Annotated in this window: 16 protein-coding genes; 5 read left to right on the forward strand and 11 right to left on the reverse strand. The window is 65.1% G+C overall.

All coding sequences use genetic code 11. The annotated features are described in order from the left end of the window. Positions 1-83: 83 nt before the first annotated feature. Both BLV07_RS15795 and BLV07_RS15800 read left to right on the forward strand, forming a co-directional pair. Positions 84-1,700, forward strand: a complete 1,617-nt coding sequence (locus tag BLV07_RS15795) for an acyl-CoA carboxylase subunit beta (RefSeq protein WP_091887150.1) — start codon at positions 84-86, stop codon at positions 1,698-1,700. After that, on the forward strand, positions 1,697-3,673 hold the full coding sequence (locus BLV07_RS15800) for an acetyl/propionyl/methylcrotonyl-CoA carboxylase subunit alpha (protein ID WP_091887152.1): 1,977 nt from the start codon (positions 1,697-1,699) through the stop codon (positions 3,671-3,673). Before BLV07_RS15795 ends, BLV07_RS15800 begins: the two co-directional genes overlap by 4 nt. A 139-nt stretch (positions 3,674-3,812) precedes the next feature. Here the strand turns inward: BLV07_RS15800 and BLV07_RS15805 are convergent, their stop codons facing one another. From BLV07_RS15805 to BLV07_RS15835, 7 genes are all read right to left on the reverse strand, one after another. Continuing rightward, positions 3,813-4,799, reverse strand: a complete 987-nt coding sequence (locus BLV07_RS15805) for an ABC transporter ATP-binding protein (protein ID WP_091887154.1) — start codon at positions 4,797-4,799, stop codon at positions 3,813-3,815. Further along, entirely contained in the window at positions 4,796-5,803 is a 1,008-nt protein-coding gene (locus BLV07_RS15810; RefSeq protein ID WP_091887156.1) for an ABC transporter ATP-binding protein, read from the reverse strand. Before BLV07_RS15810 ends, BLV07_RS15805 begins: the two co-directional genes overlap by 4 nt. Beyond that, positions 5,803-6,696, reverse strand: a complete 894-nt coding sequence (locus tag BLV07_RS15815) for an ABC transporter permease (RefSeq protein WP_091887158.1) — start codon at positions 6,694-6,696, stop codon at positions 5,803-5,805. Before BLV07_RS15815 ends, BLV07_RS15810 begins: the two co-directional genes overlap by 1 nt. 9 nt (positions 6,697-6,705) lie before the next feature. Beyond that, a complete protein-coding gene (locus BLV07_RS15820; RefSeq protein ID WP_091887160.1) occupies positions 6,706-7,653 on the reverse strand; it encodes an ABC transporter permease in 948 nt (315 codons plus the stop codon). A gap of 35 nt (positions 7,654-7,688) precedes the next feature. Further along, on the reverse strand, positions 7,689-9,287 hold the full coding sequence (locus tag BLV07_RS15825; protein WP_091887162.1) for an ABC transporter substrate-binding protein: 1,599 nt from the start codon (positions 9,285-9,287) through the stop codon (positions 7,689-7,691). Between the two features lie 389 nt (positions 9,288-9,676). Continuing rightward, complete coding sequence (locus BLV07_RS15830; protein WP_091887165.1) at positions 9,677-11,227, reverse strand: AMP-binding protein; 1,551 nt, start codon at positions 11,225-11,227, stop codon at positions 9,677-9,679. A 19-nt stretch (positions 11,228-11,246) separates the two neighbouring features. Then, positions 11,247-12,401: an iron-containing alcohol dehydrogenase gene (locus BLV07_RS15835; RefSeq protein ID WP_091887168.1), complete on the reverse strand. Its 1,155-nt coding sequence runs from the start codon at positions 12,399-12,401 to the stop codon at positions 11,247-11,249. A 475-nt stretch (positions 12,402-12,876) separates the two neighbouring features. Between BLV07_RS15835 and BLV07_RS15840 the strand changes: the two genes are divergently transcribed. The 3 genes from BLV07_RS15840 (at position 12,877) to BLV07_RS15850 (ending at position 18,731) form a co-directional block, all read left to right on the forward strand. Continuing rightward, positions 12,877-14,076, forward strand: a complete 1,200-nt coding sequence (locus BLV07_RS15840; RefSeq protein ID WP_176945563.1) for an efflux RND transporter periplasmic adaptor subunit — start codon at positions 12,877-12,879, stop codon at positions 14,074-14,076. Next, positions 14,073-17,231 (forward strand): efflux RND transporter permease subunit, encoded by a 3,159-nt coding sequence (locus tag BLV07_RS15845; protein WP_091887173.1) that lies wholly within the window; start codon positions 14,073-14,075, stop codon positions 17,229-17,231. Before BLV07_RS15840 ends, BLV07_RS15845 begins: the two co-directional genes overlap by 4 nt. Positions 17,232-17,540: 309 nt before the next feature. Then, complete coding sequence (locus tag BLV07_RS15850; RefSeq protein ID WP_091887175.1) at positions 17,541-18,731, forward strand: ABC transporter substrate-binding protein; 1,191 nt, start codon at positions 17,541-17,543, stop codon at positions 18,729-18,731. Between the two features lie 234 nt (positions 18,732-18,965). Here the strand turns inward: BLV07_RS15850 and BLV07_RS15855 are convergent, their stop codons facing one another. The 4 genes from BLV07_RS15855 to BLV07_RS15870 are packed head-to-tail and all read right to left on the reverse strand — an operon-like array spanning position 18,966 to position 23,564. Beyond that, positions 18,966-19,352, reverse strand: coding sequence for an MAPEG family protein (locus BLV07_RS15855; protein ID WP_091887177.1), 387 nt, complete (start codon positions 19,350-19,352; stop codon positions 18,966-18,968). Positions 19,353-19,379: 27 nt separating this feature from the next. After that, the gene (locus BLV07_RS15860; RefSeq protein ID WP_091887179.1) at positions 19,380-20,462 is read right to left on the reverse strand and encodes a lipocalin-like domain-containing protein; all 1,083 of its coding nucleotides are present in this window, start codon (positions 20,460-20,462) and stop codon (positions 19,380-19,382) included. Continuing rightward, positions 20,452-22,914: an ABC transporter permease gene (locus BLV07_RS15865; RefSeq protein WP_091887181.1), complete on the reverse strand. Its 2,463-nt coding sequence runs from the start codon at positions 22,912-22,914 to the stop codon at positions 20,452-20,454. The genes BLV07_RS15860 and BLV07_RS15865 overlap by 11 nt, the downstream gene beginning before the upstream one ends. After that, positions 22,911-23,564: an ABC transporter ATP-binding protein gene (locus BLV07_RS15870; RefSeq protein WP_091887183.1), complete on the reverse strand. Its 654-nt coding sequence runs from the start codon at positions 23,562-23,564 to the stop codon at positions 22,911-22,913. Before BLV07_RS15870 ends, BLV07_RS15865 begins: the two co-directional genes overlap by 4 nt. Positions 23,565-23,569 lie beyond the last annotated feature (5 nt).

The raw sequence follows: 23,569 nt of genomic DNA on the forward strand, positions 1-23,569 counted from the left end.
CGAAGCAATCCAGAGTGCATCCGCGGAAACAGACTGGATTGCTTCGTCGCTTCGCTCCTCGCAATGACGGGTAGGATAGATTTATGTCCATTCTCGAAAACACTATCTCGCCCGGCAGCACCGCCTACCACGCCAACCGCGACGGCATGCTTGCGCTGATCGACCGCATGCGCGCGCTGGAAGAGCGCACGCGGGCAGCGTCCGCCGCAGCAAAGGACCGCTTCCACAAGCGCGGCCAGCTGCTGCCGCGCGAGCGCGTCGCGCTGGTGCTTGATCCCGGCGCGCCCTTCATTGAGCTGTCGACGCTCGCCGGTTACATGTTCGACGTTCCGGATCCGGCCAAGAGCGTGCCCGGCGGCGGCGTCATTGCCGGCATCGGCTTTGTTTCGGGCGTCCGCTGCATGGTCAGTGCTAGTGATTCCGGTATCGATGCCGGTGCACTGCAACCCTACGGTCTCGACAAGACGCTGCGGGTGCAGGAGTTGGCACTGGAGAACAAGCTGCCTTACGTCCAGCTCGTCGAAAGCGCCGGCGCCAATCTGTTGCGCTACCGCGTCGAGGATTTTGTCCGCGGCGGCAACATCTTTCGCAATCTCGCGCGGCTCTCGGCTGCGGGATTACCCGTCGTCACCGTGACGCACGGCTCGTCCACCGCCGGCGGCGCCTATCAGACTGGTCTCTCCGACTACATCGTCATGGTCCGCGGCCGCACCCGCGCCTTCCTTGCGGGGCCGCCACTCCTAAAAGCCGCGACCGGTGAGATCGCGACCGAGGAGGAGCTCGGCGGCGCCGAGATGCACACCCAGGTGTCCGGCCTCGGCGACTATCTCGCCGAGGACGATCGCGACGCACTTCGCATCGCGCGCGAGATCATGGCGGCGCTGCAATGGGAGCGGCCGGGCAGGGTGGCTGCGCAGTTCAAGCCGCCGCGCTACGACCAGGACGAGCTGCTCGGCATCATGCCGATGGACCACAAGCGCCCGGTGGACATGAAACAGGTGATCGCGCGCATCGTCGACGATTCCGACTTCACCGAGATGGCGCCGAACTACGGTCCCGCCACGGTCTGCGGTCATGCCCGCATCGAAGGCCAGGCGATCGGCATCATCACCAACAACGGTCCGCTCGATCCCGCCGGCGCCAACAAGGCGACGCATTTCATTCAGGCCTGCTGCCAGACCCGCACGCCGTTGCTCTATCTGAACAACACCACCGGCTACATGGTCGGCAAGGCCTATGAGGAAGCCGGCATGATCAAGCACGGCTCGAAGATGATCCAGGCGGTGACCTCGGCGACGGTGCCGCAGATCACCATCTATTGCGGCGCCTCGTTCGGCGCCGGCAATTACGGCATGTGCGGGCGCGGCTTCCATCCGCGTTTCTGCTTCTCCTGGCCGAACGCCAAGACCGCCGTGATGGGCGGTGAGCAGGCTGCAGAAACCATGGCGATCGTGACCGAGGCCGCCGCCGCGCGCCGCGGCAAACCGGTCGAGAAGGACAAGTTAGAGGCCATGAAGGCGCAGATTATCGGCGTGTTCGACGGCCAGATGGACGTGTTCTCGACCAGCGCGCGCGTCCTCGACGACGGCGTGATCGACCCGCGCGACACCCGCGCGGTTCTGTCCGAGGTGCTCGCGATCTGCCGCGAGGGCGATGCACGCACACCCCAGCGCATGCAGTTCTCGGTGGCTCGCCCATGAGGAACGGATCAGTGCAGCACCGGCCGTTCTTCAAGGTCCTGATTGCCAATCGCGGCGAGATCGCGCTACGCGTGATGCGCAGCGCGCGGCAACTCGGCCTCGGCGTCGTCGCGGTCTATTCGGATGCCGATCGCGATGCGCTCCACGTGCGGCAGGCGGATCAGGCCGTGCGCATCGGCGAAGCGCTGCCGGCGCACTCCTATCTCAACATCCCCGCGATCATTGCCGCGGCCAGGGCGAGCGGCGCGGACGCCGTGCATCCCGGCTATGGCTTTCTTGCCGAGAACGAGGAGTTTGCGAGAGGCTGCAAGGATGCTGGCCTCGTCTTCATCGGCCCGTCGCCGCAGGCGATCGAGGCGATGGGCAACAAGGCCGGCGCCAAGGAGATCATGAGGAAGGCGGGCGTGCCCGTCGTGCCTGGCTATCAGGGCGTCGACCAGGGTGACGAGGTGATGCTGTCGGAGGCCAAAAAGATCGGCTTCCCCGTGATGATCAAGGCGGTGGCCGGCGGCGGTGGACGTGGCATGCGGCTCGTCACCGACGCCGCATCTTTCCCCGATGCCCTGCGCAGCGCAAGGTCGGAGGCGAAGGCCGCGTTCGGCGATCCCACGGTCATCCTCGAACGGGCGATCCTGAACCCGCGCCATATCGAGATCCAGGTGTTCGGCGACAGCCACGGCAACGCGATCCATCTCGGCGAGCGCGATTGCTCGGTGCAGCGGCGGCACCAGAAGCTGATCGAGGAGGCGCCGTCGCCCGCGGTGACGCCGGAGCTGCGCGCGAAAATGGGCGAGGTGGCCGTCGCGGCCGTGAAGGCGCTGCGCTATGAGGGCGCCGGCACGCTGGAATTTTTGCTCGATGCGAGCGGCGAGTTCTACTTCATGGAGATGAACACGCGGCTTCAGGTCGAGCATCCCGTGACCGAGGCGATCACCGGGCTCGACCTCGTCGAGCTTCAGCTGCGCGTTGCGCGCGGCGAGCAATTGCCGGTGAAGCAGCAGGATATCCGCTTCGAAGGCCACGCCATCGAGGTGCGACTCTGCTCGGAAGATGCCGCACACGATTTCATGCCGCAGTCCGGCCGCATGGCGCGCTGGCAGGTGCCGGAAGGATTGCGCATCGAGCATGCGCTACAGTCGGATACGGAGATCCCGCCGTTCTACGATTCCATGATCGCCAAGGTGATCAGCCATGGCACAACGCGCGAGGAGGCGAGGGGGCGGTTGATCGTTGGCCTGGAGCAGCTCACGGCTTTTGGCGTGACCACAAACCAGGCGTTCCTGATGTCGTGCCTGCGTCATTCCGGCTTTGCCAAGGGCGAGGCGACGACGGCGTTCATCGGCGCGCATCGCGACGAGCTGCTGACACCGCGCGCGGACAGCGCATTCGGCGTCGCACTCGCGGGCCTGCTGCTTTACGTCACCAGCCCGCAGGCACCATCGTGGCGTGATGGACGGAGCCTCGCGGCAACGTTCCCACTGCCGGCGAAAATCGAGATCGCCGGCCAGATACACGAACTCGAAGTCACCCGCGCTCGCGATGGCAGCTACACCGTCGCTGCTGACGGCCGTCAGGACAGGTTCGAGATCGAGCAGTTCGATGCCGACGCCATCCGCTTCCGCCATGACAGCGTAATGGACAGCGCAAGATTCCTGCGCGATGGCGATCGGCTCTACCTCCAGCATCGCGGTATCCCGCTCGCGGTAAATGATCTCACGCTAGCCGCGCCGAAGGCTGCCGCGAGCAACGGCGGTGACGGCAAGGTCCGCGCTGCCCTGAACGGCCGCGTCGTCGCCGTCCTGGTCAAGCCGGGCGATCGCGTCACTGTCGGTCAACCGGTGATGACGCTGGAAGCGATGAAGATGGAGCACGTCCACAAGGCCGGCATTGACGGCGTGGTTGAGGCGATCGACGTCGCCGAGGGCGAGCAGGTGACCATGGGCAGGATCGTGGCGGAGATCGGGGCAGGTTAGGGCGGCGAGCGCAGTATCGTAGGGTGGGCTAAGGCGCATAGCGCCGTGCCCACCGTCGTGCGGCGGTTGCGTCTGGGATGGTGGGCACGCTTCGCTTTGCCCACCCTACGGGATCTTCGCCGGGACGACATTAGAGACATTAGAGAGGTCGCCCCGTTCCCTCATTGAGCAAACACGCCACCCGATGTCCGCCAGCCGCCTCCACCAGGGCCGGCCGTTCCGTCTTGCACCGTTCCATTGCGAACCGGCAGCGGGTATGAAACGCGCAGCCCGAGGGCGGATTGACCGGGCTCGGTACGTCGCCATCGACCAGCGGCGCAAGTTTTTTCGCGAGCGGATTGGCGACCGGCACCGAGGCCAGCAGCGCCTGCGTGTACGGATGCCGCGGGTTGCGGAACAATTCGTCCTTGTCGGCGATCTCGACGATCCGCCCGAGATACATCACCGCGACACGGTGGCTGATATGCGCGACCACGGCGAGATCGTGCGCGATGAAGAGATAGGAGAAGCCGTGCCGCCGCTGCAGGTCGATCAAAAGATTGATCACTTGCGCCTGGATCGAGACGTCGAGCGCGGAGACCGGCTCGTCGCAGACGATCAGCCGCGGCTCCAGCGCAAGCGCCCGCGCGATGCAGATGCGCTGACGCTGGCCGCCGGAGAATTGATGCGGGAAATTGCGCATCTGATCGGGTCTTAGGCCCACCTGCTCGAACAGTCTCGCGACGCGCGCCTCCAGCGCCTTGCCGGTGGCGAGCCCATGCACGGCCAGCGGCTCGCCGACGATGTCGCCCGCGGTCATGCGCGGATTGAGCGAGGCGAATGGATCCTGGAACACGATCTGCATCGAGCGGCGGTGCGGCCGCAGCGCCGTCTTGGAGAGATGGGTGATGTCTTCGCCTTCCAGACGGATCTGGCCCGAGGTCGGCTCGACCAGCCGCAGCACGCTGCGCGCCACGGTCGACTTGCCGCAGCCGGATTCGCCGACGAGGCCAAGCGTTTCGCCAACACCAAGCGCGAACGAGACGCCATCGACCGCGTGCACGGTGCCGACCTGCCGGCGCAGCACGCCCGCGCGCACGGGATAGTGCTTGATCAAGTCCGTGACCTCGAGCAGCGCCTCGCTCATGCGACCTCCGCCACTTCCTCCGCGCGCCAGCAGGCGGCGAGATGGCCGCCGCCCCAATCGGCAAGCGGCGGATATTCGTCCTGGCAGCGCTTGATCGCGAGCGGGCAGCGTGGCGCGAAGGCGCAGCCTTTCGGCAGCCGCACCAGCGACGGCACGGTGCCGGGAATTTCGTTCAGCCGCGGCGGCGCGGCGACGCCGGACGCCGGCACGGCTGGAATCGAAGCCATCAGCCCCCGCGTATAGGGATGCTTTGGCGATGCAAACAGCGCTTCGACGCTGGCTTCCTCGACCTTGCGGCCCGCATACATCACGATCACGCGCTGTGCGGTCTGCGCGACGACGCCGAGATCGTGCGTGATCAGCACGAGCCCAGTGCCGAGCTCCTTCTGAAGGTCGAGGATCAGCGCCAAGATCTGTGCCTGGATCGTGACGTCGAGCGCGGTGGTCGGCTCGTCCGCGATCAGCAGCGCCGGACGGCACGCCAGCGCCATCGCGATCATCGCGCGCTGGCGCATGCCGCCGGAGAGCTGGTGCGGATATTCGCGTGCGCGCCGCGCCGGCTCGGGGATGCGTACCAGCCGCAGCATCTCGACTGCGATATCCGCGGCCTCCTTGGCCGACAAGTTCCGGTGCAGGCGCACCGCCTCGACGATCTGGTCGCCGATCCGCATCACCGGATTGAGCGAGGTCATCGGTTCCTGAAAGATCATGGAGATGCGGTTGCCCCTGACAGCACGCATCTTCGATTCATCCAGCGCCAGCAGATCGGTGCCTTCGAGCATGACGGAGCCGCCGACAATGCGGCCCGGCGGATCAGGCACCAGCCGCATCAGCGACAGCGCCGTGACGCTCTTGCCGCACCCGGATTCGCCGACGATCGCCAGCGTCTCGCCGCGCCTCACGCTGAAGGAGACGTCGTCAACCGCCTTGAAGAGTCCCGAATTGGTGAAGAACACCGTCTTCAGGTTCTTCACGTCGAGCACGAGGTCGGATTTATCAGCCATCAGCCGCGCTGCCGGGGATCGAGGATGTCACGCAGGGCGTCGCCGAACAGATTGGCACCGAAGACGGCGAGGCTGATGGCGATGCCCGGGAAGATCACCAGCCACGGCGCGGTGCGGACATATTCGGCAGCCGATTCCGAGAGCATACGCCCCCACGACGGATAAGGTTCGGGAATGCCGAGGCCGAGGAAGGACAGCGAAGCCTCGGTGAGGATGGTCGAGCCGAGCTGGGCAGTCGCCAGCACGATCAGCGGCGCCAGCGTATTCGGCAGCACGTGGCGCAGCGCGATCCGCATCTCGCTCATGCCGATCGATTTCGCGGCCTCCACGAAGGGCTGTTCGCGCAGTGCGAGCGTATTGGCGCGGATGACGCGCGCGACGGTCGGGATCAGCGGAATGGCGATGGCGATGATCACGTTCGGCAGCGACGGGCCAAGCGCGGCGGTCATTACCAGCGCCAGCACCAAGAGGGGCAGCGCCTGGAGAACGTCGGAGACGCGCTGGAACACGAGGTCGACCCAGCCGGAGAGATAACCGGAGGTGAGGCCGACGATCACGCCGATCGAGCCGCCGAGCGCCGTGGAGCCAAGCCCGACCGCGAGCGAGATCCGTGCACCGTGGATGATGCGGCTGAACACGTCGCGGCCGAAGGAATCGGTGCCCATCCAGTGCGCCAGGCTCGGGCGCGCCAGCGCGCGGGCGGAGTCGACCGTCAGTGGATCGTAGCGTGCGATGAAATCGGCGAAGATTGCGGTGAGCACGAACACCGTCATGATGACGAGCCCGGCCGCGCCAAGTACGTGCCGCTGCGCCATGAACAGCACGCGCCGCCAGCCGCCGGTCGCATGCGCCCCGGCCCGTCTCAGTTCAACGTCAAAGTCGATCGCGGCCAAACTGATCTCCTAATCCGTGTACCTGATGCGCGGGTCGAACACCGCGTAGAGCATGTCGACGGTGAAATTCGCGAACACGACCACGACCGCGATGAACATCACGAGGTTCTGCACGATCGGATAATCGCGCCAGCGGATCGCCTCGACCAGGAAGCGGGCGACGCCGGGGATGTTGAACACGGTCTCGGTGACGATCAGTCCGCCGATCAGGAACGCCGCCTCGATGCCGATCACGGTGATGACCGGCAGGATCGCATTCTTCAGCGCGTGGTGATAGTTCACGGCGGCATCGGATGCGCCCTTGGCGCGGGCGGTGCGGATATAATCCTGCCGCAGCACCTCCAGCATGGAGGAGCGGGTGATGCGCATGGTCAGCGCGGCGCTGCGGAAGCCAACGGCGGCCGCCGGCACGGCATAGGTGGCAAATGCCTCGAGCCAAGTCTGCGGATTGGGATTGAAGATCGGCATCTGGCCGAACATTGCCACCGACGCGGTGAGGATCAAAAGGCCGAGCCAGAACGAGGGCAGCGACAATCCGCTGAGGCTGACGACACGCAGCGCATAGTCGAGCCGGGTGCCCTGCTTCACGGCGCTGATGACGCCGAGCGGGATGCCGATGGACGCCGAGAACAACAGCGCGAGGCCAGCAAGCCGCGCCGTGATCGGAATCCGCGGCAGGATCTCCTGAAGCGCCGGCTTCTCCGAGACGTAGGAGTAACCAAAGTCGCCGCGCAGAAGACCGCTGATCCAGTGCCAATATTGCACGATCAGCGGCTGATCGATGCCGAGCTCCTTCTCCAGATTGGCCTTGTCGGCGGGATCGACATAGCCGGCCGCGGCGAACAGGATGTCGACGATGTTGCCGGGGACGACGCGCAGCAGGAAGAAGATGACGATCGAGATCCCGAACAGGGTCACGAGCATCAGGAACAGGCGTCGCACCAGATAGGCAAACATGCACCGCCTCCTGTCGAACGCCTCAGCCGCCCGCGTTACTTGTCGAGCCAGACGTCCTCATAGCGAAAGCCGTTATAAGAGCTGTTCGACATGATCGTGATCCCCTTGACATAGGGCTGCCAGCAGGTGCCGGCCCGCGCATGGAAGATGATCGGACGGGCAACATCCTCCTGCAGCTTCTTGTCGATGTCCCAGACCAGCTGCTTGCGCTTGCCAACATCGATCTCCTGCGACTGCACGTCGAACAGCTTCTCGATCTCCTTGTTGCAATAATTGGTGTAGTTCCGCTCCGAGCCGCAAGAGTAGTTCTCGTAGAAAGACTGGTCGGGATCGTCGACGGAATTTCCGGTCAGGTTCAGGCCAAGCATGTAATCCTTGCGTGCGACCTTCGGGAACCAGTTCGCGGTTTCCACGACGTCGAGCTCGCCGTCGATATAGATGTTCTTGAGCTGGTCGATCAGAATCACCGCGGGATCGCGATATTCCGCGAGATTGCGTGTCGAGACCTTCACGGCGAGGTGCTTGTCGGGGCCGTAGCCGGCCTTCTGCATCAGCTTTCTGGCCTCCTCCCGGCTCGCGTTCACGTTCGGCCCATAGCCTGGGATGGTCTCCAGCTTGTCCTTGGGCATGCCCCAGATGCCCTGCGGCGGCGGCAGCATGGTGCCGCCGATATCGGCTTGGCCCTCGAACAGGATGTCGACGAAGGCTTTGCGGTCGAGCGCCATCGCCATCGCCCGGCGGATGTCGATGTTGTCGAACGGCGCGGAAGTCGAATTGACGATGATGTTGGTCGAAACGTTGGTCGGCTCGACTGCGCAGATCGCGTTTGGCGCCTGTGACTTGATATCCTTGAGGAGCGGGATCGTGATGTGCGTCGGGAAGGTCATGTCGAACTTGCCGGCGACGAAGGCGAGGATCGCGGTCGAGCGGTTCGTGATGATCGTGTACTCGATGCCGTCGAGATAGGGCAGGCCCTTCTTCCAGTAGTCCGCGTTTCGCGTCAGCTTGATCGATTCATTGGCCTTGAACTCGACGAACTTGAACGGGCCGGTTCCGACCGGATGGGTGCGCATGTCGGCCGGCGAGACGTGACAGGGGTAGATCGGCGTATAACCGGATGCGAGCATCGCCAGCAGCGACGGTTGTGGCCGCTTCAGGTCGAAGGAGACCTCGAAATCGCCATTCGGCCTGACGTCGTTGACCTCGTTGTACCAGGCCTTGCGCGGATTCTGCCGCAGCTTCTGCTGCGATTTGCCCATCAGGAGGTCGAAAGTGCATTTGACGTCGGCCGACGTGAACGGCTTGCCGTCATGCCATTTGACGCCCTGGCGCAGTTTGAAGGTCAGCTTCTTGTTGTCGCCGCTCCAGGACCAGCTCTCGGCCAGCTCTGGCCTCAGGGTATCAGGGCTGTTCTGCGCGATGTGCTGGTCATAGATGACCAGATTGTTGAACACCCCCATGAAGGGCACGTTGATCGAATAGGTCGCACCCTCGAGGATGGACGCATTGGCCGGGCTGTCGCGATGATACATCCGCAGGATCCCGCCCTGCTTGGGCTCGCCGGCAAGCGCAATGGTCGAAAACGCCAGCAAAGATAGCGCCGCCGTCGCGGCGAGCGCCCGCACGCTCCGCATCCTCGTCCTCCCTGGACATCGGCCTTTTGGCCTGTTTGAGGGGACGATAGCGATGGGCGTGGAGGGAGGCAACCGGCAAGGCCGTCCACGCTCTCGACAATTCGGATGACGGAAGGCCGCAGGGCTTCATTCTCTCACGATGCGAGAGTGCAGGTGCGAAGGGACGGTTCCTGTATCGATGTTAGGGCGCAAGCCACATCAACAAACTCCGGTGTCGTCCCGGACAAGCGCGCCCCAAGCGCGCGCCGATCCGGGACCCATAGCCACAGGGAGTGGTTTGGCGAAGACTTCGGAGTTGCCTGCCCGCGCGACGATTGTTCCCTTTGGCTATGGGTCCCGGGTTCGCGACCTCGTCGCGCCCCGGGACGACGGCTGAGTGTGGCTGCGCCTCACACGATCCGCGATGCCTTGTTCCCCCAGTACCGGTCCCGCAGCAGCCGCTTGTACAGTTTCCCCGTAGGCAGCCGCGGCAATTCCTTTTCGAAATCGACCGAGCGCGGCACCTTCTGCCGCGACAGCGATTTTGCGCAGAACGCGATCAGCTCTTCCGCGAGCGCGGGGCCCGGCACCACGCCCGGCATCGGCTGCACCACCGCCTTCATCTCTTCGCCGAGATCGGCATTGGGCACGCCGAACACCGCGGCGTCGGCGACCTTCGGGTGGGTGATCAGCAGATTTTCGCACTCCTGCGGGTAGATGTTCACGCCACCGGAGATGATCATGAAGGTCGCGCGATCGGTGAGGTAGAGAAAGCGGTCCTTGTCGACATAGCCGACGTCGCCGACCGTGCTCATGCTGCCGTCGGCCGAGCGCGCCTCCCGGGTCTTCTCGGGGTCGTTGAAATATTCGAACGGCGAGGCGGTCTTGAACCAGACCTGGCCCGGCGTGCCGGTCGGGCATTCCCTCATGTTCTCGTCGAGGATGTGGAGGTCGCCGAGCAGCACCTTGCCGACGGTGCCGCGATGGGCCAGCCACTCCTCGCTGTTGCAGGCGGTGAAGCCGAGGCCCTCGGTGGCGCCGTAATATTCGTGGATGATCGGGCCCCACCATTTGATCATGTCGTCCTTGACGAGGGCCGGGCAGGGCGCCGCGGCGTGGATCGCGATCTCCAGCGAGGAGAGGTCGTAGCGCTTTCGCGCCTCCTCCGGCAGCTTCAGCACGCGCGAGAACATCGTCGGCACCAGCTGGGTGTGGGTGATGCCCCATTGCTCGACGAGCTCAAGGTAACGCTCCGGATCGAAACTCTCCATGATGATCACGGTGCCGCCCATGCGGATCGTGAGATTGACCGCCGCCTGCGGCGCCGAGTGATAGAGCGGCGCCGGCGACAGATAGACCATGCCCTCGCGGTAGTGCCAAAGTTTCGTCAGGAAATCGAACAGCGGCAGATTGTGCTTTGGCGGCTCCTCCGGCAGCGGCCGCAGGATGCCCTTGGGCCGTCCGGTCGTGCCCGACGAATACAGCATGGCGGTGCCGAGCCACTCGTCTGCGATCGGCGTCGTCGGCAGATCGGCGGTCACCTCGGCAAGGCCGACGATGCGGTCGCTCTCGCCCGGGCCATCGGCGACGATGCAGAGCTTGACGTCGGGGCAGGCCTGGATCGCCTCTCGCGCGATGTTGAGTTTCGCCACCGACGTGATCAGGATCTTGGATTGGCTGTTGACGAGGAGATAGGCGAGCTCGCCCGGTGTCAGGAAGGAGTTGATGCAGGTGTAGTAGAGGCCAGAGCGCTCGCCTGCGCCGCAGGCCTCGAGATAGCGCGAATTGTTCTCCATGAAGATTGAATAATGATCGAGCCGGTTCAGGCCGTGCCTGCGAAACAGATGCGCGAGGCGGTTGCTGCGTGCCTCCAGCTCGCGATAGGTAACGGTCTCGCCCGTCGCCGCCATGATGAAGGCAGGCTGGAGCGGGCGTAGGCGGGCATGCTGACCTGGGTACATCAGTCCTCCGGCTTTTGGATCATGCGGCAAGAAGCAGGATTTCGCGCACCTGCGCCGGGCTGTCGATCCTGCGCGGATTGTGCGGGATCCAATTCGTCCGCATCGCCTGTGCGGCGATGGCGTCGAAATGCTCCGGCGACACGCGCACCTCGGCGAGGCTGCGCGGCATGCCGAGCGAACGGATGAAGGCATCGAGCACGTCGGCGGCATCTCGGCCAGGAAAGCCCATGGTGGCCGCGACGATCATCTGGCGCTCGGCATTGTCGGGCGCATTCCAGCGCATCACCGCCGGCAGCATGACGCAGGAGGTGTAACCGTGCGGCACGTCGAAGGCCGCGCCCAGCGCGTAGCCGATGCCGTGGCTCGCACCCATCGGCACGCCCGCTGCGAGTGCGCCCATCGACAGCCAGGTACCGATCTGCGCATCCATCCGCGCGTCGAGATCGGTGGGATCGGCCTTCACCCGCGGCAGCGCGTCGGCGAGCATGGCGAGGCCCTTCACCGATTGCGCGTCGGCATAGGGATGCGTCTCGCGCGAGCAGATCGCCTCGACGCAATGGTCGACGGCGCGGACGCCGGTCGACAGGAACAGCCATTCCGGCGTGTGCACGGTGATGGCGGGATCGAGGATGGTCGCGCGCGGCACCATGAGCGGATGCCGCAGCATCTGTTTCACATGCGTGCTGCGGTCGGTCACGCCCGCAATCGCGCTGAACTCGCCGCCGGCGATCGTGGTCGGCACGCTGATCTGGCGCACGCTTGGCGCGGTCATCTCGGGTGCGACGCCCTTGTGCACGCGGATGCGCTCGATGCCGCCGATATCGTCGATGCCGTTGGCGAGGCAAAGCTGCACCGCCTTGGCGCCGTCGGTGATGGAGCCGCCACCGACGGTGACGATCAGCTCGGCATTCACCTCGCGCGCCGCATGGGTGGCGGCGATCACCGCCTCGCGCGGCGTATGCGCCGGCATGGCGTCGAACAGGCCGGCGCAGCGCTCGCCGAGCGCCTCCCTGATCTTCGTGATCTCGTCGGTCTGCCGGTTGAGCGTGCCCGAGACCATCAGGAAGGCGCGGCGCGTTCCCAGCCGGTCCATCTGCGCGACGATGGCTTCGGCTGCGGGATGGCCGAACACGACCTCCTCGATCGCGCCATAAACGACACGTCCCTGGTGCACGCTTGTCCTCCCCGGACAATTCGTCTTGTTTTTGTAAGGAGAAGTCTAGCCGAGCCCGCCGCGCCCGTCATGCGCGAAGACGCTGGCCGCGTCTTCTCCCTCTCCCCGCCTGCGGGGAGAGGGTTGGGGTGAGGGGGCCCTCCGCAAGAAAGGTGATGATAGGACTCGCGGAAGCTCCCCCTCACCCGGATCGCATCTTGCGATGCGATCCGGCCTCTCCCCGCACGCGGGGAGAGGCGAAGACTGCGCCTCCTCCATTCATGAGCCCCGCGAATAAGTCCAATCGAATTCCGCCCGCTAATCATCGCGTGCGAGGCCGGCTGGTCCCCCTGTCAACCCGCCATCCGGTCAGGGCATGCGGCCGGGCATTGCGCGTGCATTGGTCTTGAAGAGTTCATCATTGCCGCCCATGTTGTGTCCCCCGCGAGTGGGCGCTTATCCCGCATTTTCCGCGGCTTTTATGCGAGGACCTGGGATGACTGGACCGGACGGAAGCGAGCAGTTTGTCAAAAAGCACGATTTCGTTCAGCACAGCGCAATTGCCGGGCTTCTTGCCGCGGCATTCGCCCTGTCCGGCTGCGACAAGCTGGCGTCACAGGCCGCTGCCCCGCCGCCGGCGCCGGTGACGGTCGCCCAACCGGTCAAGCGCACTGTCACTGATTGGGACGAGTTCACCGGTCGCTTCGAGGCGGTCGAGGAGGTGCAGGTGCGCCCCCGCGTCGGCGGCTTCGTCAACTCGGTCGAGTTCCAGGACGGCGCCATCGTGCGTCAGGGCGATCTGCTCTACGTGATCGATTCCCGTCCGTTCGAGGCGGTGGCTACGCAGGCAGAGGGTCAGCTGTCGGATGCGCGGGCCAAAGTGGAGCTTGCCAAGCGCGAGCTCGACCGCGGCCTCAACCTGGTGCAGACCAGCGCGGTCTCGGAGCAGGTCGTCGATCAGCGCCGCCAGGCCTTGCAGGCCGCACATGCCGCCGAGACGCAGGCCGAGGGCGCGCTGAAGGCCGCCAAGCTCAACATCGAGTTCACTCATGTGACGGCGCCGCTGACCGGTCGCGTCAGCCGCCACCTCGTCAGTCCCGGCAATCTCGTGCAGGGCAGCGACAACGGCGCTTCGACGCTGCTGACCTCGATCGTCACGCTGGATCCGATCTACATCTATTTCGACATGGATGAGGCGACTTTCATCAAATACAGCAAGCTGTGGTTCGAGGGGCGGCGCCCAAGCTCGCGCGACACCGCGAACCCGGTGCAGGTGACGCTGGCCGGTGAAACCAAGCCGTCGCATGAGGGCACCGTGAACTTCCTCGACAACCGCCTCGATGTCTCGACCGGCACGCTGCGCAGCCGCGCGGTGGTCAAGAACACCGACCTGTCGATCCTGCCCGGCCAGTTCGGGCGCGTCCGCCTGATCGGCAGCGCGCCCTATGAGGCGCTGCTGATCCCGGACGTCGCTATCGCGACCGACCAGTCTCGCAAGATCGTGTTCGTGGTGAAGCCCGATGACACGGTCGAGGCGCGTCCGGTGGTGCTCGGGCCGCTCGATGACGGCCTGCGCGTGATCCGCGAAGGGTTGAAGGCGGAGGACCGCGTCATCGTCAACGGCATCCAGCGCGCCCGCGTCGGCGCCAAGGTCGCCCCGCAAACCCCGCAAGCCCCGGCCGGTGGCAAGTCATGAATCTTGGCCGCCTCTCCATCAACCAGCCCATCCTGGCGATGGTGCTGTCGATCGTGCTGCTGATCGTCGGCGCGATCGCCTACACCACGCTGCCGGTCTCCGAATATCCGCAAGTGGTGCCGCCCACCGTGGTCGTCACCACGCAATATCCCGGCGCCTCCGCGCAGACTGTATCCGACACGGTCGCAGCTCCGATCGAGCAGGAGATCAACGGCGTCGAGGACATGCTGTATCTCTACAGCCAGGCGACCTCGAACGGCCAGCTCACCATCACCGTCACCTTCAAGCTCGGCACCGATCTCGACAAGGCCCAGGTGCTGGTGCAGAACCGCGTCGCCATCGCGCAGCCGCGTTTGCCGGAGGAAGTGCAGCGCAACGGCGTCACCACGCGCAAGAACTCGCCCGACATCCTGATGGTCGTGTTCATGCTGTCGCCCGACGACACCTTCGACCAGCTCTACATCTCCAATTACGCGCTGCTCCAGGTCCGCGACCAGCTGCTGCGTCTCGACGGCGTCGGCGACATCCAGATCTTTGGCGCGCGCGACTATTCGATGCGACTGTGGCTCGATCCTGACCGGATCGCCAATCTCGGCCTGACCTCGGCCGAGGTGCTCGCGGCGATCCGCGCCCAGAACCTGCAGATCGCCGGCGGCCAGATCGCCGAGCCGCCGATCGCCGACCGCGCCTTCCAGCCGAATCTCACCTTCACGGGACGCCTGAAGGATCAGAAGCAGTTCGAGGACATCCTGATCAAGGCCGGCTCCGACGGCAGGGTCGTTCGTTTGCGCGACGTTGCCCGCATCGAGCTAGGGGCGCTGGCGTATTCCACCAACAGCTTCCTGCTGCGCAAATCGGCTGTGGCCATGCTGGTGACCCAGCGGCCCGGATCAAACGCGCTCGCGACGGCGAAAAACATCTCCGACACGATGACGAAGCTCAAGGCGAGCTTCCCTCGCGGTCTCGACTACAATATCGGCTATAATCCGACCGAGTTCATCGCGCAGTCGGTCCACGAGTTGATCAAGACCATCTACGAGGCCATGCTGCTCGTGGTCGTCGTGGTGCTGGTGTTCCTGCAGGGATGGCGGCCCGCGATCATCCCGATCATCGCGATACCGGTGTCGCTGGTCGGCACCTTCGCGGTGATGGCGGCGCTGGGCTTCTCCATCAACAATCTCACGCTGTTCGGCCTCGTGCTCGCCGTCGGTATCGTGGTCGACGACGCCATCGTCGTGGTCGAGAATGTCGAGCGGCATCTCGAGCACGGCATGAGCCGGCGCGACGCCGCGCTGAAGACGATGGAAGAGGTCGGCGGCGCGCTGGTCTCGATCGCGCTGGTGCTCTGCGCGGTGTTCGTGCCGACCGCGTTCCTGGGCGGCATTTCCGGCCAATTCTTCCAGCAATTCGCCGTCACCATCGCGGTCGCGACTGCGATCTCCTGCTTCTGCTCGCTGACGCTGTCGCCAGCGCTGGCCTCGCAGATCCTGGTGCCGCACGAAGAGAAGAAGCCGCCGGCCGCCTGGAACGTCATTGCGCGGGGCTGGGATGCCTTCACTGGCGTCTTCAACCGCGTGTTTGAGCGGCTGGCGCATGGTTATGCCGGTCTTGCCAATTTCGTGATCCGCCACTCCGTTGTGATGCTCCTGATCTACGTCGTGCTGATCGGCAGCGCCGGCTGGCTGATCGTGACCACGCCGCAGGGCTTCATTCCAGCGCAGGATCGCGGCTACGTCATCATCTCTGTACAGTTGCCGGGTGCGGCGTCACTGGCACGTACCACCGAGGTCGTGCGCGAGATCGAGCGCATCTCGCTGGATACGCCGGGCATCGTCCGCGTTGCGGCCTTCGCCGGCTTCTCCGGCGCCACCCGCACTCAGGCCGGCAATGCGGCGGCGCTGTTTCCGGTGTTCGACGAACCCGAGGCGCGGCTGAAGAAGGGGCTGTCCGCCAACGCCATCACAGCCGAGCTGCGCAAGCGTCTGTCCGCGATCCAGGGCGCGTTCATCATCGTGATTCCGCCACCGGCCGTGCCCGGCATCGGCACCGGCGGCGGCTTCACCATCCGCGTCCAGGACCGCCAGGGTCGCGGGCCTGAAATGCTCGCCGCCGCGACCGACGAGCTGGTCGCCGCCGCGCGCAAGGCGCCAAGTCTCACCTCGGTGTTCTCGCCGTTCACGGCCAACACGCCGCAGCTCTTCGTCGACATCGACCGCACCAAAGCGCAGAAGCTCGGTGTTCCTATCTCCAACATCAACGACACGATCCAGACCTATTTCGGATCGACCTATGTCAACGACTTCAATCTGTTCGGCCGCACCTACCACGTCACCGCGCAGGCCGATTTCCCCTACCGCAAGGAGCCCAGCGATCTCGCACGCCTGCGCACGCGCAACGCCTCCGGCGACATGGTGATGCTTGGCAGCGTGGTCGAGTTCAGGGATGTGTCGGGTCCCGACCGCGTCGCGCGCTATAATCTTTACGCGGCGTCCGAATTGCAGGGCGAGCCGGCGCTGGGCACCAGCTCGACCACCGCGCTCAACACCATCAAGAAGCTCGCGGACGACACGCTGCCGAGCGGCTTCAGCTTCGAATGGACCGACCTGTCCTATCAGCAGGTCACCGGCGGCAATGCCGGTCTCTACGTGTTTCCGATCTGCGTGCTGTTTGTCTATCTCGTGCTCGCCGCCCAATATGGCAGCTGGACCTTGCCGTTCGCGGTGATCCTGATCGTGCCGATGTGCCTGCTCGCCGCCACCATCGGCGTACGCATCATGGGGCAGGACGTCAACATCCTCACCCAGATCGGCTTCGTGGTGCTGGTGGGATTGGCGGCAAAGAACGCGATCCTGATCGTCGAGTTTGCGCGCGATATCGAGAACGAAGGCAAGCCGCGGCTCGAGGCCGTCATCGAGGCCTGCCGATTGCGTCTGCGGCCGATCCTGATGACGTCCTTCGCCTTCATCCTCGGTGTCCTGCCGCTGGTGATCTCGAGCGGCTCCGGCTCGGAGATGCGGCAGGCCGTCGGCGTCGCCGTGTTCTTCGGGATGATCGGCGTCACCCTGTTCGGACTTCTGTTCACGCCGATCTTCTACGTGGTGGTACGCAACCTGGCGGAGGGGCGGCGGGATAAGAAGGCGGAGGTCGCGGGCTGACCATCGTCGGGAGTCCATCAGCGTAGCCACAATCACGCTGTCGTCCCGGACAAGCGCAAGCGCAGATCCGGGACCCATAGCCACAGGATCGAGTTTGGCGAAGACTCGCGGTGACCAGCTGCGCGCGATAATTGCTCCCTGGGGTTATGGGTCCCGGCCCCCCGTGCGCAATTGCGCACTAGGCCGGGACGACGCCATTTTTCTGGGCGCGCCCATACTAACGACCTACGCCGAAATGGATGGGCACGCGTGGGGTTCTTCACTACTATCCGCGCGATTTCACAACAGAAGACTGTCGGGAGATAACATATGAAATCAGCATTTTTGGCGGCCGCTGCGTCTGCCGTATTGTTGGCGGTGCCTGCCTCGGCGCAGGGCGTCAAGATCGGCATCCTCAACGACCAGTCCGGCGTCTATGCCGACTACGGCGGCAAATGGTCGGTCGAGGCCGCCAAGATGGCGATCGAGGATTTTGGCGGCGATGTGCTCGGCCACAAGATTGAGCTTGTCACCGCCGATCACCAGAACAAGCCGGATCTCGCCAGCTCGATCGCGCGGCGCTGGTACGACGTCGAGAATGTCGACATGATCACGGAGCTGACGACCTCCTCGGTCGCGCTCGCGATCCATGAGCTTTCCAAGGAAAAGAAGAAGATCGACATCGTGGTCGGCGCCGCGACCTCGCGCCTCACCGGCGATGCCTGCCAGCCCTATGGCTTCCACTGGGCCTACGACACCCGCGCGCTCGGTGTCGGCACCGGCGGTGCGCTGACCAAGGCCGGCGGCGACACCTGGTTCTTCCTCACCGCGGACTATGCCTTCGGCTACGCGCTGGAAAAGGACACCAGCGAGATCGTCACCGCCAACGGCGGCAAGGTGGTCGGCTCGGTGCGCGTGCCGCTCAACTCGTCGGACTTCTCCTCCTTCCTGCTCCAGGCGCAGAGCTCGAAGGCGAAGATCGTCGGCCTCGCCAATGCCGGCCTCGACACCACCAACTCGATCAAGCAGGCGTCTGAGTTCGGCATCGTCGCCAGTGGCCAGAAGCTCGCGGGCCTCCTGATGACGCTCGCCGAGGTGAACGGCCTCGGCCTTCAGGCCGCGCAAGGCCTCGTATTGACCGAGGGCTATTACTGGGATCTCAACGATAAGACCCGCAATCTCGGCGAACGCTTCTTCAAGCGCACCGGGCGGATGCCAAGCATGATCCACGCCGGCACCTATTCGGCGACGCTGAGCTATCTCAAGGCGGTCAAGGCCGCCGGCACCAAGGATCCGGACGCGGTCGCCAAGAAGCTGAAGGAGCTGCCGGTCAACGACGACTTCGCGCAAGGCGGCAAGGTGCTCGAGAACGGCCGCATGGTTCACGACATGTATCTGTTCGAGGTCAAGAAGCCCTCGGAATCGAAGAAGCCCTGGGACTATTACAAGCTGCTCGCCACTGTCCCCGGCGACAAGGCCTTCTTCACCGCCAAGGAAAGCGGCTGCCCGCTGACGAAGTAGGGAGAAGGGTCACAGCGAGCACCACACCCTCGCTGTCGTCCCGGACAAGCGCAGCCCTGGCAACGCGCCAGCGTTGTCGGGAGCGGAGCGCCGATCCGGGACCCATAACCACAGGCAGAAGTGGTTACAGGGACTCGGAGTGATCGACTCGCGCTAAACCACTTTCTGTGGTTATGGGTCCCGGATCGGCGCGCGCTTGGGACGCGCTTGTCCGGGACGACGGCCGTGGTTGGGCTACACCAGCCGCAACACCACCGCCCCCAACGCGCCCGCCCACAGCGCGATGGCGGCGAGGGCTTGGATCGCAAATCCCGGGCTGCGCTTTGCCGCCGCCTTGGAATAGCCGACGAAATAAACGAAGCGGCCGATGATCCAGACGACGCCGATGCCGGCTGCGATGGCGTCGCTGATATAGGTCGCGAACAGCCACAGCGCCGGCAGGAAGATCGGCATCCATTCCAGCGTGTTCATCTGGATGCGGAAGGCGCGTTCGAAATCCGGATGGCCCGACATCGCCGGCACCTTGACGCCCGTCTTGTCGCGCGACCGCGCGACGTTGATACAGGTGAAGAAATAAAATGCGATCGCCAGCAGCGTGACGAGGGCGGTGAGATGATACATCGTTGGTTCCTTCGCAGAGATCGCGCTTCAATAGCCGGTCAGCTCGAGATAGCCAACGCCGTCATGCGTGCCGGAAAAGCTGATCGGTCCCTCCCAATAGGAGAAGCCGGTCCCCATCCAGGCCCTTGGATTGAGTGGCTTGCACAGGATCGAGAACGATCGCGAGGGAATTGCGATCTGCCATTCCACCGGCAGCTTGCGTCCCGCAACGTCTGCGGTTGCCTTCGGCATCATCTGGATGTCGCTCCCCGCAATCATCTGCGTCTCGCCGGCGGCGCTGATCCAATTGCCGAACGGATAGTTTTGGCCGTCCTTCTGCCGCAACCGGTACAGCATCAGCTTGTCGCCGGATGCGAGATGCAGCGACAGCCAGTCCCAGCCGGTCTGATCGGCATCGAGCGGCTGGCTACTCCATTCGCGGTCCATCCAGGCCTGGCCTGACACCTCGACCTGCTTGTCATCGATGGTGAGCGTGCCGCGCGCGCGGTAGAACGGCTGGCTGTAATAGTAGGACGCCTGCCCACGCTCGGACTTGCGGCTGTAGCCGCCGTCGCCTTGCAACACCACCGGACGATCGGCCTCCAGCGTCAGCGCATAGCTGAAGTCGGTGGCGGTGGCCTTTAGCGTCAGTGGCGCCAGCGTGCGATCGTCGGTGCGCTCGAGACCCTTGATCTCCCAATCGTCGATCCAGGAATCGAACGGCTTGGCCATGACGCCGGCCTGCCCCACACCGCCGCGTGAAAACGTCTCGTTGAAGCGATGGGTGTCGGCGCACGTCACCGCCGCGTGTCCCATCCATACCTGCTGATTGGCCCAGCCTTCGGCTTGCGGACCTGGCTGCGTCGCCTGGCGGAACAGCGTCCATTGCAGGCCGCAAGCCGCGCCGCTGGAATCGACGAGGTTCGCCGTGACATACCACCACTCGATGCGAAATTCCGGATGCGGCCCGTGATCGCTCGGAAAGGTGAAGACCTTCCCCGGCGTCACCTTGGCAAAGCCATCAGCGGTCTCGCCGAGCCCGGCATAGCCTTGCGCGCGTGCACGGCGCGCGAGGGCGAGCGCGGCAACGCCGCCGGCGAAGGCGCGCCGTGAGATCCGATCAGCGCTCATTGGCGAACACCTTGACGAGGTTCGCTGGCTGCATCCGTGCCAGCCGTAGCATCGGCAGCAGTGCGGCAATCAGCGAGGCGAGCAGCGCGACCGCGACCAGCTCGACCAGCTGCAGCGGAAACACATGGAACGGCAGCCGCCAGCCGAACGCCTTTACGTTCACGATCGCGATCAGGCACCACGCCACCAACAGGCCGAGCGGCACCGCCAGCAGCGATGTGAACAGCGCCACCGACAGCGTCTTGGTCAGCTCGATCGCGGCAAGGCGCGGGCGGGTGAGGCCGACCGCCCACAGCGGCGCGAGCTGCGGCAGGCGGGAATTGGCCAGCGTCAGCAGGCTCGTGAGCAGCGCAATGCCGGCAACGCCGAGCGTGAAGGCATTCAGCGCGGAGGTCACCGCAAAGGTGCGGTTGAAGATGCGGATCGATTCCGCCTTCACCGTCGCCTGGTCGGCGACGCTGCGATCGTCGAGCGCAAACTGCGTCTGCAGGGCCGCGATCAGGCCAGGGATGTTTTCCTTCGCGACGATGAGCCCGATCCGCGTCTGCGGCGTCTGCGGAAAATGCCGGATCAGCGCAGCGACATTGACGGCGAGCTGTCCCTTGGGGTTGCCGTAATCGGCATAGATGCCGACGATGTCGAGCTCCCAGGTCCCGCCCGGCGCCGGCACCTCGACGACGTCGCCGACGCGGACGTTCAGCCGGCGGCTTAATTGCTCGCTGATGAAGGCGGCATTGCCCGGCACGAGCCGGGTCCAGGCACGCGGCGCGGCTTCCAAGAGCGGCCAGCGCTCGCGATAGAGCGCGTGATCGGGCAGGCCGAGCAATTCCACCGGCTGGCCCTGAACATGCGCCTCCGCACGTCCGCCCGAGAGGATCGCCTGGACGTCGCTACGCTCGCGCAGCCAGTTCCGGATCGCAACGGCTTGCGCATTGTCGGACGCGCTGATGTAGACGTCGGCCGCCAGCCGTCCATTGAGCCAGCCGATGAAGGTCCGGCTGAACGTCTCCACCATGGTGGACACCCCGACATTGACGGCGAGTGCAAGCAGCAGCGCCATCAGCGCCAGCGACAATCCGGAGAGTTGTTGCCGGCTGTCGGCCCAGAACCACAGCGCGAGCGGCTTACGCGCAAAATGCTGGCCGACGAGCAGGATGAGTTCGAGAAAGGCCGGAAGGATCAGCGCCGCGCCGAACATCAGCGCCGCCAGCACGCCAAAGCCGGCGATCAGCGATTGCCCATAGTGAAGCAGCAGCAGCGCGACCGCGAACACCATGCACGCGGCAGCACTTTGCAGGATCAGCCAGCGGCGTTGCCGCTGCTGCCAGGCGCGCGGCTGCGCCGTTGCCAGCACCGGCATCCTGATCGCCTTGATCAGGCTGGTCGCCGCCGCCACCAGCGCGCCGGCAACGCTGATGCCGACACCAGCCAGCCACCATTCGGGACGCAGCGTCAGCTGCCCCGGAATCTGCGCGCCATAGAGCCCGCGCAACGACGCCGCGACGTCGGGCAACAGCGCTGCCGCGATGAAATAGCCGCAGACGAGCCCGATCAGCCCGGCGACCAGCGCCAATACGACCAGCTCGACCACCAGCACCGTGTTGACCAGCCGGGCCGACGCGCCGCAGGCGCGCATTGTCCGCAGCATCGGCAGCCGCTGCTCGAAGGCGAGGCCGACGGCCGAGTTGACGATGAAGAGACCGACGAAGAACGACAGCAGACCGAAGGCGGTGAGATTGAGGTGAAAACTGTCGGTGAGGCGCTCCAGCTCCGTCTCCGCATTCGGCTCGACCCGCTGCAACTGCTCGCCGATAACACTCGTCAGCGGCGCGGGCTTGCCCTTCGCCTTGCCGATCAGGAGCCGCGACACCTGGTCCGGCTTGTTGAGCAGCCGCTGCGCCACGCCGATATCGACCACGAGCACGTCGGGCACGAGCTGCGGCAGCACGCGCAGTGGCGGTAGTTTCGCGCCGCTGCTGATCGCCGGCGCCGCGCCTTCTATTTCCTGCAAGTCGGTCAGCGTCTCCTGCGCCACCAGCGTCTGGCCCGGCGGTGCGACGAAGCCGCTCAAATCAGATGCGCCAAGGCGCGGTGCATTGCCGACGTCGGCCGGCAGCGTCACCGGCTCGATGCCGAGCAGCCGCACCGAGCGTCCATTGATCTGGACGCGTCCTTCCAGCACCGGGGAGACCGGCCAGCCCGCGCGGCGGAGTGCTATGAACAGCTCTTGGGAAAAGGTCGCGGTATCAGGCGCCACCAGCATCGCGGTGCGAGCGCCGCCGAATGTCGCCGCGGCGCGGTCATAGGCGCTGCGGGCCTGCTGGTTGATCGCCTGCACGCCGCTCCACAACGCGGTCGCCGCGATCAGTCCGATCAGCAGCGTTGCGAACTGCATCCTGTGGCGCCGCCAATGGCTCAGCAGTACGGCGAGGACCCACAGCGCGCGCCTCATGCGATGCGCCCCCCATGCAAAGTGAGATGGCGGTCGAGCGTTGCTGCCAGATGCAGGCTGTGCGTCACCATCAGGAAGCCGCAGCCGGTGCGCGCCACGAGATCGCGCGTCAGCGCCAGCACATCCTCGGCGGTGGTTTCGTCCAGATTGCCGGTCGGCTCGTCCGCCAGCAGCAGCGAGGGCTTTGTGGCCAGCGCCCGGCCGATCGCGACCCGCTGCTGCTGTCCGCCCGATAATTGCTCTGGATAACGTTTGAGCAGGCTGCCAAGTCCGAGCCGTTCGATCAGCTCTTTCGTCCAGGCCGCATCATGCCGGCCCGCGATCCGGGCCTGGAAGGCGAGATTGTCCGCGACCGACAGGCTCGGGATCAGGTTGAATTGCTGAAACACAAGGCCGATCCGGTCGCGTCGCAGCTCCGCGCGTCCTGCATCTGACAGCTTGGTGACCTCGATATCCACCAGCCGGATCGAACCGCCATCGGCAGCATCGAGGCCGGCGATGAGGTGCAGCAGCGTGCTCTTGCCGCTGCCTGATTCTCCCGTCAGCGCGACGCGCTCGCCGGCCCGGAGGTCGAGATCGACGCCACGCAGCACGTGGACCGGCTCGCCGGCCGAGAAGAAGGTCTTGGATAGATTCTTGATGCTCAGCACGGGCC

The organism is Bradyrhizobium sp. Rc2d (genome assembly GCF_900099855.1).
Taxonomy (GTDB): Bacteria; Pseudomonadota; Alphaproteobacteria; order Rhizobiales; family Xanthobacteraceae; genus Bradyrhizobium.